Raw genomic sequence first — 10,732 nt, forward strand, 5'->3', positions numbered from 1 at the left:
CCCGGTGGCCGGCTCCGGGGCCGCGCACCTGGCCGGCCCGGCCAGGGATCATCTGGTCGCGGTCACCCAGCCGGCGAGCGGGCGGTAGGTCAGACGACCGGAGTCAGCGGCGGTTGTGCCGCGGCAACCCTGCCGGCCCGGCCGTCTGTTTCACGACAGCGAGGATCGGGCGAGGCCGGGCCACGCGGGGCTCGGGCGGCGAGAACGCCCCGGGCCACCAGGAACACCTGGCATATGGCACGCTGCCACCGCACCGTACAGGATTCACCGACAGGCCCTCATCCGGACCGAGTCGGGCGCAACGCCCCGAGCACCCGTTATCGTCAGTGACCTCAGATGGTATAGGGGACTGACACGGCCCAGGCGTGGCCGGTAATCGACGCGGGTAGACAGGCCACCCGGGCAGGCAGCCTGCCCGGGGCAGGAACGAAAGCGCGAGGAGGCAGGCTTGGTGGAGAACATCAGGCTGATCCGCTGGACACCCGCGCGGATGCGTGCCCGGCTGACCGATGTCATCGCCGTCTACAAGGCCGCCTTTCTGGACTTCCACGAGCCCGACCCGGCGCGGGCGGCGATCGAACGGACCATGCACGCCCGCCGGCACGCCGACCGCCGGGATCTGCGAGCGGTCGCGGCCCTTCTCCCCGACGAGCGCCTGGTCGGCTTCACCTACGCCCTGCCGGGGCTGAAGGGGCAGTGGTGGCACGACGTCGTCAGTGACGCGCTGGGGCCCGAGGACGCCGTGACCTGGCTCGGCGACTGTCTGGAGATCGTCGAGCTCCACGTCCTGCCGGAGTTCCAGGGCAGGGGGGTGGGACGCAGTCTGCTGCGGGAACTGCTGCGGGAGGCACCGGAACAGACAGCCGCGCTGTCCGCCCTGGAACTACCCGACAGCAGGGCTCGACGGCTGTATGCCAGCGAGGGCTTCATTCCGCTACTGTCGAATTTTCGATTTCCGGGAAGCTGGATCGAATACGCGGTGCTGGGCAAGCGCCTCACCCCCGCCGAGCCGGCCCAGGAGCGGCCTTCGTCCCCTTCGGCCGAGCAGCGGCCCGCCCACGGCCCCGGCGACAACCACCGGCAGGCCCGCGTCATCTGAGAGCCTCCCGAAAACCGAGCTGGTCCAGCGGGCCCCTGCGGGCTCCGGCGCCCGGGGGGAAGGCCGAACGAAGATCAGCGCGGCCGGAGGACGGTCCGGGTCCGCGCTTGTGGCCGTTCCTGGCCCGCCGCCGCGGCCACCAGGTTCATGATCGCAGCAGTCAGCGGCACGACCACGCTGCGGAAGGCCAGGCGCAGGAGCAGGAAGCCCAGGCCCACGATGACCGCGACTCCCGGGAGCTGCGAGAGAGCCCGCGCCAGCCCGCTGTCTTCGCCGGCACCGGGCCCGTACGGGCGTTTCGTGGAAGTATGACTGTCATGTAGGTCCGGCCACGTCTTGCGACAGCTTGCCCGGTCGGCACCGGGGCGGTCATCGGAGCATCATGCCTGCTGCGTATCGTTCCGTCGTCTGATGACGACCGGGACTACCGACAACCGTCAGCCCTTCGAGGGCCGCCAGGGGGCGGCCGCAGGAGAAACCGGTGACCAAGCATGCACCACTGGTCGTGGAGACACTCGACGACCTCGACCCGACAGCGGTCTTCAACACCGAACGCGACCAGGTGGTGGTCGCGGTGCGTATCACCCCCGTGTTCGGCACGCTGGACCTCAACCTGGTGGCGGCCGTGGTGGACGCGGCGAACCTGGCCGGCTTCGCGCTCGTGCGCGAGCAGCCCTTCCGGGACGAATGGCTGTTGTGCGTCTTCGACGCCTACGAGGACAACGACTAAAAGATCACTGACGACGACGGGACGACTGGGCCCAGGGGAGCGCGCGCCCCCTGCGGCCGGTGGCCCGAGGATCACCACAGCTGGCAGGCCGCCGCACCCGACACGTCCGGGTGAGTAGACACGGCTGTCACCGTGAAAGGCGGGTCGCCGCCGTGGTGGGCGGATCATCGCTGTAGCGAGTGGAACACCTCCCGTGTCGCGGTGGAACGGTTCAACGTGATGAAGTGGATGCCGGGCGCGCCACCGGCGAGCAGCTTCTCGCACAGGTCGGCGGCGACCTCCACCCCGACCGCCCGCACCGCCGCCGGGTCGTCGGCCACCGCGTGCAGCCGCCTGGCCAGGTCCGCGGGGAACGCGGCCCCGGACAGCTTCGCCATCCGCTCGATCTGCGCGACGTTGGTCACCGGCATCACCCCGGGAATGATCGGCGCCTCACAGCCGAGCCGGCGGACCCGGTCGACCAGCCGGAAATAGGCGTCCGCGTCGAAGAAGAACTGGGTGATCGCATAGTCCGCGCCGGCGGTGAGCTTGCGTACCAGGTAGCGCGCGTCGGTGTCGAAGTCGGGCGAGCGGGGGTGGCGGTCCGGGAAGGCCGCGACCCCGACACAGAAGTCGCCGAGCGACTGGACGAGGTGTACCAGCTCCTCGGCGTGGCGCAGCCCCTGGGGATGGGCGATCCACTCCCCCTGCGGGTCGCCGGGCGGGTCGCCGCGTAGCGCCAGGACGTTGTGTACCCCGGCGCCGGCGTAGCTGCCGATCACCTGTCGCAGTTCGGTGACGGAGTGGTTGACGGCGGTGAGATGACCGATCGGCGTGAGGGTCGTCTCCATCGCGATACGTTCGGTGACCCGCACCGTGCCGGCCCGGGTCGACCCGCCCGCGCCGTAGGTGACCGACACGAAGGACGGCCGCAGCGGCTCCAGCTCCCTGATCGCCGTCCACAGGTGGCGTTCCCCCTCGGGGGTCCGCGGCGGGAAGAACTCGAACGAGAACGACGGCCGGCCCGAGGCGAGACAGTCCCGCACGGTCAGCCCCCGGGTCGCCACGACGCTCCTGACCGCTGCCATACCCCTGAGGGTAAGCCCTGTCAGGCGCCGGACCCGGCACAACCGGACACGTCCTGTTCACGACAGGCATCCGGACAAGGCATCCGGACAAGGCATCCGGACGAGCCATCCGGACGAGCCATCCGGCTGAGACGACCGGACGAGGCGGCCGTCCCCACGGCACGCCACACCCTGTAGGCCGCGTCCCGCTCGCCGCTCGGCCTGTGGCACGGCCTACAGCCGTACCGGGCCCTGGGGCGTCGGGGCGCACACCCGCACCCGGCCGGACCGGCTGCGGACCGACACCGTCCGCGCCGCCCCCGGATCGACCGGAACATCCAGGGTGACCGAGTCCGCGCCGGGATCCGCGGACTCGACGTCGACCGCGTACGGCCCACCCGGCAGGACGACCGTGACCGCCCCGCTGTCGCTGTACGCCGCCACCTTCCCGGGGGGACGGGCGAAGTGCAGGACGACGTCACCGGTGCGGCTGCGCGCGGCGACACCGCTCCCGCCCAGCTCCCGCCCGGCGATGGTGCCCGTGTCGGTGATGAGCACGAGGTCGCCGTCCGAGCCCCACAGGGTCACCTCCCCGCGGCGGACCTCGGCCCGGACCCGGGTCGCCCGCGGCAGCGTCAGCCGGACCCGGGCCTCGCTGGTGCGCCCGTCGACGCGCAGCAGCTCCCCGGCCTGTTCCAGGGCCGGACGCGAGCGGCCGGCGCGCCGGCGGACGGTCATCGCCACCCGGGCGTCCGCCCGGTCGGCCTCGGCGATCTCGACCCGCCCGGCGGCCAGCCGGATCTCGACGGCGCTCACCCCGCCCGCCGTCTGGCTGGTCTCGCGCGGCGGCCGTCGCGGCAGCACGAGCCCGTAGCCGGCCGCGCCCAGCAGGACGACGGCGGCCACGGCCACGAGGACGTCCGTCATCGGCCCTCCCCGCCACACGCCGCGCCGAGAGGACGGCTCCCACCGAGAAGACGGCTCCCAGCAGGGGAAAGGGGCTCGTCGATGGGATGGGTTCCGCCGACGGGGGTGGTTGGCACGCTGGGAACGGTACCGGTCGGGCCCGGCATCCGGGCGGCCAGAGTGATCATCCAGGACGGCTCCGGCGGCCCCGGTCCCGCGGAAAGGCACCGGGCGAGCCGGCTTCCGTCCCGGGACGGAAGCCCCGGATCCACCTTCATTCGTCTTAATTCGCCTTAATTCATTGTTCAGACAGGCTGACGAGTTCGGCTTGAAGTCTCGATTCCGGCCGCTGGCTGCGAGACTACAGCTCATGGACGAACGGCTCACACGCTCGGGTGCGCGCGCCCCGGACGGATCCGGGACACGCGCACCCGAGCACGGCCAGGAGGGGAAGCCCGCGGCGGGCGGCGAGGCGTCCCTCGCCAGCCCGGACACGGCCACCGACGCCGACCATCTCGAACGCGCTCTCTTTGAGGTCAAGAAGGTGATCGTCGGCCAGGACCACATGGTCGAGCGGATGCTGGTGGCGCTGCTCGCCCGCGGCCACTGCCTGCTGGAGGGGGTGCCGGGGGTGGCCAAGACCCTCGCCGTCCAGACCCTCGCCACGGTGGTCGGAGGGACGTTCACCCGTATCCAGTTCACCAGCGACCTGGTCGTCTCCGACATCATCGGCACCCGGGTCTACCGGCAGACCCGGGAGGCCTTCGATGTGGAGCTGGGGCCCATCTTCGCGAACTTCGTCCTCGCCGACGAGATCAACCGGGCGCCCGCCAAGGTGCAGTCGGCGCTGCTGGAGGTGATGGCCGAGCGACAGGTCTCCCTCGGCGGCGTCACCCACCGGCTGCCGGTGCCGTTCCTCGTGCTGGCGACGCAGAACCCGATCGAGTCCGAAGGGGTGTACCCGCTCCCGGAGGCGCAGCGTGACCGGTTCCTGATGAAGGTGGACGTGCCGTATCCCAGCGGCCACGAGGAGCTGGAGATCGTCCGACGGATGGGCACGCAGCCACCCCGGGCCGAGCGCGTCCTGGACCCGCCCACGCTGATCAAGCTGCAGGAGCGCGCCACCGACGTGTTCGTGCACCACGCGATCGCCGACTACGCGGTCCGCATGGTGCTGGCGACCCGGGCGCCGGCGGAGTTCGGAATGCCCGAACTCGCCGGCCATCTCGCCTACGGCGCGTCACCGCGCGCGTCGCTCGGCCTGGTCGCGGCGGCCCGGGCGCTGGCGATGCTGCGCGGCCGGGACTACGTCGTGCCGGACGACGTCGCCGCGGTCGCGCCGGACGTGCTGCCGCACCGGCTGGTGCTGTCCTACGAGGCGCTGGCGGAGGGGCTGTCCGCGCGGGCCATCGCCGAACGGATCCTGCACGGCACCCGCCCCCCCCGGGTCACGCCCCGTCAGCAGGACTATCCCGGGCACTGGACCACCAACCCGCACGGATTCCCCGAGTACCTCGGCCAGGAAACGTCGGCGTGAGAGTGAACCAGCCAACGCAACGGCCCGCTCCCGGGCCACGCCGCGGCGGCAGAGCAGGCACGCCGGCAACACCCGGCGGGACGGACGCGAGTATGCCCGGTGGGACGGGCGCGGCCAGCGGGACGAGCCGGACCGGCGGCCACGGCGTCCAGCCGGCACAGCCCGTCCAGCCGGCACAGCCCATGCCGGGTGGGTCCGGGGCGGCAGCGGCGGATCCGGCGATCGAACGGACCCTGCGCCGCCTCGAGCTGACCGTCACCCGCCGGCTGGACGGCCTGCTGCTCGGCAACCACCTGGGCCTGGTGCCCGGCTCGGGGACGGAGAAGGCCGAAAGCCGCACCTACCACGTCGGGGACGACGTGCGGCGGATGGACTGGGCGGTCACGGCCCGCACCACCGTCCCGCACGTGTATGACCTCGTCGCCGACCGTGAGCTGGAGACCTGGGTGCTCGTCGACCTGACGGCGAGCCTTGAGTTCGGCACCGCCAGGCTGGAGAAGCGCGACCTCGCGATCGCCGCCGTGGCCGCCATAGGCTACCTGACGGCACGCAGCGGCAACCGGCTGGGCGCGGTGGTGCTGACGACCGGCCACGGGCCGCGGCTCGTCCCCGCCCGCACCGGCCGGGACGGCCTGCGGGCGCTGCTGCGCACACTGCTGGCGGCGCCGCGGACCGCGCTGGACCGTCCGGCCCGCCGCTCCCCCGCCGCCCCGGCCCCGGCCCCGGGCACGGGCACGGGCACGACCGATCTCGCCGCCGCCCTGAACGGGCTGCGCAACCCGCCCCGGCGCCGCGGGATGGTCGTCGTGATCTCGGATTTCCTCTCGGTCGACCTGTCCTGGGAACGGCCGCTGCGCGCGCTCGCCGGCCGGCACCAGGTGCTCGCCGTCGAGGTCGTCGACCCGCGTGAGCTCGAGCTTCCCAACGTCGGGCTGCTCGACGTGGTCGACCCGGAGACCGGCGCCACCCTGACGGTGCCCACCTCCTCCCGCCGGCTGCGCGACTCCTACGCCCGGGCCGCCGCGGCGCACCGCCGGGAGGTGGACGCGGCGCTGCGCCGGGCCGGCGCCGGCCATCTCGTCCTGCGGACCGACTCCGACTGGCTCACCGACATCGTCCGGTTCGTCCTGGCCGCCCGCCGCGGCCGTGGCGCCGCCAGGCGCCCACCGGTCGCCGTACCTCCCGCCGGAGCCGGCCGATGACCTTCCTCGCCGGCCACTGGCTGTGGCTGCTGCCGGCGGTCGGCGCCATCGCCGCCGCCTACATCGTGATGTCGCTGCGCCGGAAGGCCTACGCGGCGCGCTTCACCTCGGTCGGGCTGCTGGCGTCGGTGCTGCCCCGGCGGCCGCAGTGGTGGCGCCGGCACCTGCCCGCGGCCCTGCTGCTGCTCACGCTGGCCGCCATGGTGTTCTCCCTCGCCCGGCCGGCCCAGGCCCGGCGGGTCCCCCGCGAGCGCGCGACGATCATTCTGGCGATCGACGTGTCGAACTCGATGGCCGCCACCGACGTCGCGCCCAACCGTCTCGCGGCGGCCAAGGACGGCGCCGACGCGTTCATCGACCAGCTCCCACCGCGGATCAACCTGGGGCTGGTGTCGTTCTCCGGGTCGGCGGCGCTCCTCGTCCCGCCGACCACCGACCGGCAGGCCGTCCGGTCCGGTATCCGCGGGCTGCAGCTCGGCCCGTCCACCGCGATCGGGGAGGGCATCTTCGCCGGCCTGCAGGCCATCACCACCGCCGGGGAACAGCTCGCCGCGGACGGCGGGGCGCCGCCGCCGGCCGCCATCGTGCTGCTCTCCGACGGGGAGACCCAGCGGGGACGCCCGAACGCCCAGGCGTCCCAGGCCGCCCGGGACGCCGGGGTGCCGGTCGACACGATCGCCTACGGCACCGCGGACGGCAGCCTCGACGTGGGTGGCCAGGAGATCCCCGTCCCGGTCAACGAGGACGCGCTGCGCGAGATCGCGCGGGCGACCGACGGCTCCTACCACCGGGCCTCCTCCGGGGACGAGCTGCGCTCGGTGTACGAGAACCTCGGCAGTTCCATCGGTTACCGCAACGAGTTCCACGAGGTCACCACCTGGTTCGTCGGCCTGTCCCTGGCGCTGGGGCTGACGGCCGCGGCCGGGTCGGTGGCCTTCTCCTCCCGGCTGCCCTGAGTATCGGCCTCCTCCCGGCTGCCCTGAGTATCGCCGGCCGGTGCATCCACGACCGGCGATACCCGGGGCCTGCCGGGCTCAGGGCTGCCGGAGCCGCCCGGGGCACGGCCCGCCGACCGGATCCCCGATCCGGGCCAGGGACTGGGGCCGCTGTGCCGGGCCGCCGTGGTGGCGGGAAAGTCGGGGCCGCGGCCGGCCGGGACGCCGGTGCGACTGTGCCGGTGCGACTGTGATGCCACCCGAGCCCGGGCCAGGGCCTGTCCGCCGCGGGGCGGAACGCGCCGATCCCCGGTTTACCGGTGGTCTCTGCCGGTAGGCCGATTACCAGGTATTGAGCCGTTCGGCGGGTACTGGGCCACCATGCGCCGGGCGCGGCCATCGCCGGTCGTCCCGGCGGCGGTCGTCCCGGCGGCGGTCGCGCCGTCCGTGCCCGCCGCCACGTCCCCGGTCTCGGGCAGCCGTCGGAGCAGCCGCGGGAGCCTGGCGCAGCCGCCCAGAACCGCCGTCCGCCGCCTCGCCGGCCAGCTCCGCGTCACCCGATGTGGGCGTGTGACGGTGGGCGCCTGTCGGTCCGTGCGTCCGGCATGAGAGGGTGGAGATCCGGCGCGCGCACTCGCGCGTGTCGACTTGCGTGGCGATGGGATCCTCGAATGGCTCAGGGCACTGTGAAGTGGTTCAACGCAGAGAAAGGTTTCGGGTTCATCAGCCCGGACGGTGGCAGTCCGGACGTCTTTGTGCATTTTTCCGCGATCGCGACGACCGGCTACAAGACCCTGGAAGAGAACCAGCGGGTCGAGTTCGACACGACTCAGGGCCAGAAGGGCCCGCAGGCGGAGAACGTCCGACCGCTCTGATCACCGACGGTCACGCGGCTCAGCGTGACCGTGGGCAGCAGTAGGAACATGTGTGAGACGAGCCCCGTACCGGTCATGGTGCGGGGCTCGTCCCGTACCGACCGGCCGGCCGACCGGCTCCGGCCCTGGCCTCGGGCCCGTTCACAGGGCTGGTCGCCTCGTGCCGTCACCAGGCCGGTCAGGGGCCGTGGGCGTCGTCGGGGTAGGTCTCGATGTCCGTCGCCTTGAACGACGCCCAGACCCGCGAGCCCGGCTCCAGCCGCAGCTCGGCCAGGGCGGCGGGGGTGACGTCGGCGAGCAGGGCGGGGTTCGTGTCCAGCGCGACCCTGGCCCGGTCCCCCAGCAGCTCCAGCCCGGTGACCCGGCCGGCCAGCGTGTTACGGGCGCTGCCGTGCGGCTCGACGACGCCGAGCATCACCGCGGACGGCCGCAGCGCGGCCAGCACCGGGCCGGTGATCGCCCGGTCCGCGACGGTGAGCGTGCCGCCGCCGGGCAGCCGCACGGCCCCCGCCCCGGCCTCCCCCCGGTAGAGGTTCAGCCCGACGAGCCGGGCGACGTAGTCGGTGCGGGGCCGGCGGGCCACCTCGGCCGGCGGGCCCTGCTGCACCACCCGTCCGGCCTCGATGATGACGACGTGGTCGGCCAGCACCATGGCCTCGATCGGGTCGTGGGTCACCAGCACGGACGGGCCGTCGAAGCCGCTGAGCCGACGGCGCAGGTCCGCCCGGACGGCCAGCCGGGTGGCCGCGTCCAGCGCCGCCAGCGGCTCGTCCAGCAGCAGCAGCTTCGGGCCGGCGGCGAGCGCCCTGGCGAGCGCGACCCGCTGGGCCTGCCCGCCGGAGAGCGCCCCGGGCCGGCGGGCGGCGAACTCGGCCAGCCCGAACGTCTCCAGCCAGCGCAGTGCGGCGGCCCGGGCGGCGGCCCGGGGGATCCCCCGGCAACGCAGCCCGAAGGCGACGTTGTCCCGCGCGGACAGATGCGGGAACAGCAGATAGTCCTGGAAGACCATCCCGACCGTGCGGCGCTGCGCCGGGACGAAGATCCCCGCCGCCGGGTCGTCCAGGACGAGGCCGCCCAGGCTGATCCGGCCCGCGTCGACCGGCTGCAGCCCGGCCAGCGCCCGCAGCAGGGTGGTCTTGCCCGCGCCGTTGGGCCCGAGGACGGCGACGGTCGTCCCGCTCGCTGCGGTCAGCGTCACGTCCAGGGTGAAGCCGCTGGCCCGCCGCACCAGCAGACGGGCCAGCAACGCGCCGTCATCGGATCCGCCACCGCCGTCGGACGGGCCGGGCCCGCCCACCACCGGCCCGTCCCGCCCGCTGGGCAGGCCCACCGGCCCGTCCCGCCCGCCGGGCAGGCCCACCACCCCGTCCCGCCCGCCGGGCCCGCCCACCGGGTTCACAGGGCCGTCCCCGGGCGCAGCCAGCGGTCCCGGAGCAGGGCCAGGACGGCCACGGCCACGGCGAGCAGGACCAGGGACAGGGCGGCCGCGGTGTCCGGGTCGGTCTCCAGGGCGAGGTAGACCGCCAGCGGCATCGTCTGGGTGGTGCCCGGGAAGTTGCCGGCGAAAGTGATCGTCGCCCCGAACTCGCCGAGGGCGCGTGCCCAGCACAGCACCGCGCCCGCGCCGAGCGACGGTGCGATCATCGGGAGGGTGACCCGGCGGAACGTCACCCACCGGCTCGCGCCAAGGGTGGCGGAGGCATCCTCGAAGCGCCGGTCCGCCGAGCGTAACGCCCCCTCGACCGCGACGATCAGGAACGGCATCGCCACGAACGCCTCCGCCACGACCACCCCGGCGGTGGTGAACGGGAGGGTGATCCCGAACCAGCTGTCGAGGTAACGGCCGACGATGCCCCGCCGCCCGAAGGCCAGCAGCAGCGCCACCCCACCGACCACGGGCGGCAGCACGAGCGGCACGGTGATCACCGCGCGTAGCAGCCCACGGCCGGGGAAGTCCGCCCTGGCCAGCAACCAGGCCAGCGGCACACCCACCGCCAGCGACAGCACGGTCGCGATGGTCGCGGTCAGCAGGGACAGCCGCAGCGCCTCGCGCACCCCGGGCTCGGCCAGCAGCCGCGGCAGGCCGCGCCAGGGCACCCGCACGAGCAGCCCGGCCAGCGGGAGCAGGAGGAAGACGAGGGCGACGCCACCGGCGACGGCCAGCGGAACCGGTACCCGCCCGCCGGCCCGGCCCCGCGGCCGGCCCGTCCTGGCCTGGCCGTGATGCCGGACCGGGCCGGTCGCCGGGCCGGTCGCCGGGGCAACGGACGGGGCAACGGACGGGGCAGGGACGCGAGAGCGGGGCCGGCGCAGGCGGCCGGCGACCGAGGAGATCCGGCTCACGTCGCGGCGGGGCACCCGGCCCCGTCGTGGAACGCCCCGGCGGTACCGGACCCACCGGA

The 10,732-nt window shown here is 73.9% G+C and carries 11 protein-coding genes; 6 read left to right on the plus strand and 5 right to left on the minus strand.

Features of this window, described 5'->3' with window-relative positions; translation table 11 throughout:
* Positions 1–490 precede the first annotated feature (490 nt).
* Entirely contained in the window at positions 491–1,099 is a 609-nt protein-coding gene (locus NBW84_RS11165) for a GNAT family N-acetyltransferase (RefSeq protein ID WP_445548462.1), read from the plus strand.
* Positions 1,100–1,173: 74 nt separating this feature from the next.
* Here NBW84_RS11165 and NBW84_RS11170 read toward each other — a convergent pair whose 3' ends face one another.
* On the minus strand, positions 1,174–1,317 hold the full coding sequence (locus tag NBW84_RS11170; RefSeq protein WP_250284296.1) for a hypothetical protein: 144 nt from the start codon (positions 1,315–1,317) through the stop codon (positions 1,174–1,176).
* Between the two features lie 263 nt (positions 1,318–1,580).
* Here NBW84_RS11170 and NBW84_RS11175 point away from each other — a divergent pair, with 263 nt between their 5' ends.
* Positions 1,581–1,829, plus strand: a complete 249-nt coding sequence (locus NBW84_RS11175; RefSeq protein WP_013874333.1) for a hypothetical protein — start codon at positions 1,581–1,583, stop codon at positions 1,827–1,829.
* 164 nt (positions 1,830–1,993) lie between these two features.
* Here the strand turns inward: NBW84_RS11175 and metF are convergent, their stop codons facing one another.
* Together metF and NBW84_RS11185 are read right to left on the minus strand one after the other, a co-directional pair.
* The gene (metF, locus tag NBW84_RS11180; protein ID WP_250284297.1) at positions 1,994–2,896 is read right to left on the minus strand and encodes a methylenetetrahydrofolate reductase [NAD(P)H]; all 903 of its coding nucleotides are present in this window, start codon (positions 2,894–2,896) and stop codon (positions 1,994–1,996) included.
* 213 nt (positions 2,897–3,109) lie between these two features.
* The gene (locus NBW84_RS11185) at positions 3,110–3,802 is read right to left on the minus strand and encodes a DUF4097 domain-containing protein (RefSeq protein ID WP_250284300.1); all 693 of its coding nucleotides are present in this window, start codon (positions 3,800–3,802) and stop codon (positions 3,110–3,112) included.
* 349 nt (positions 3,803–4,151) lie between these two features.
* Between NBW84_RS11185 and NBW84_RS11190 the strand changes: the two genes are divergently transcribed.
* The 4 genes from NBW84_RS11190 to NBW84_RS11205 all read left to right on the plus strand — a co-directional run bounded on the left by NBW84_RS11190 (position 4,152) and on the right by NBW84_RS11205 (position 8,330).
* Entirely contained in the window at positions 4,152–5,318 is a 1,167-nt protein-coding gene (locus tag NBW84_RS11190; protein ID WP_250284302.1) for an AAA family ATPase, read from the plus strand.
* Between the two features lie 182 nt (positions 5,319–5,500).
* On the plus strand, positions 5,501–6,520 hold the full coding sequence (locus NBW84_RS11195; protein ID WP_250284322.1) for a DUF58 domain-containing protein: 1,020 nt from the start codon (positions 5,501–5,503) through the stop codon (positions 6,518–6,520).
* A complete protein-coding gene (locus NBW84_RS11200) occupies positions 6,517–7,476 on the plus strand; it encodes a VWA domain-containing protein (protein WP_250284303.1) in 960 nt (319 codons plus the stop codon). Before NBW84_RS11195 ends, NBW84_RS11200 begins: the two co-directional genes overlap by 4 nt.
* A gap of 650 nt (positions 7,477–8,126) precedes the next feature.
* Complete coding sequence (locus NBW84_RS11205) at positions 8,127–8,330, plus strand: cold-shock protein (protein WP_250284305.1); 204 nt, start codon at positions 8,127–8,129, stop codon at positions 8,328–8,330.
* A 178-nt stretch (positions 8,331–8,508) separates the two neighbouring features.
* Here the strand turns inward: NBW84_RS11205 and NBW84_RS11210 are convergent, their stop codons facing one another.
* Together NBW84_RS11210 and NBW84_RS11215 are read right to left on the minus strand one after the other, a co-directional pair.
* Positions 8,509–9,627, minus strand: a complete 1,119-nt coding sequence (locus NBW84_RS11210) for a sulfate/molybdate ABC transporter ATP-binding protein (RefSeq protein ID WP_445548465.1) — start codon at positions 9,625–9,627, stop codon at positions 8,509–8,511.
* A gap of 98 nt (positions 9,628–9,725) precedes the next feature.
* Positions 9,726–10,643 (minus strand): ABC transporter permease, encoded by a 918-nt coding sequence (locus NBW84_RS11215; protein ID WP_445548692.1) that lies wholly within the window; start codon positions 10,641–10,643, stop codon positions 9,726–9,728.
* Between the last annotated feature and the right edge of the window lie 89 nt (positions 10,644–10,732).

Source organism: Protofrankia sp. CiP1_Cm_nod2, from assembly GCF_920664355.1.
Classification (GTDB): Bacteria; Actinomycetota; Actinomycetes; order Frankiales; family Frankiaceae; genus Protofrankia.

Excerpts from the sequence above, each read along its gene's own strand:
- NBW84_RS11185 (WP_250284300.1), bottom strand. The coding sequence starts at position 3,802 with ATGACGGACGTCCTCGTGGCCGTGGCCGCCGTCGTCCTGCTGGGCGCG.
- NBW84_RS11200 (WP_250284303.1), top strand. The coding sequence starts at position 6,517 with ATGACCTTCCTCGCCGGCCACTGGCTGTGGCTGCTGCCGGCGGTCGGC.
- NBW84_RS11205 (WP_250284305.1), top strand. The coding sequence starts at position 8,127 with ATGGCTCAGGGCACTGTGAAGTGGTTCAACGCAGAGAAAGGTTTCGGG.
- metF (WP_250284297.1), bottom strand. The coding sequence starts at position 2,896 with ATGGCAGCGGTCAGGAGCGTCGTGGCGACCCGGGGGCTGACCGTGCGG.
- NBW84_RS11195 (WP_250284322.1), top strand. The coding sequence starts at position 5,501 with ATGCCGGGTGGGTCCGGGGCGGCAGCGGCGGATCCGGCGATCGAACGG.
- NBW84_RS11190 (WP_250284302.1), top strand. The coding sequence starts at position 4,152 with ATGGACGAACGGCTCACACGCTCGGGTGCGCGCGCCCCGGACGGATCC.
- NBW84_RS11165 (WP_445548462.1), top strand. The coding sequence starts at position 491 with ATGCGTGCCCGGCTGACCGATGTCATCGCCGTCTACAAGGCCGCCTTT.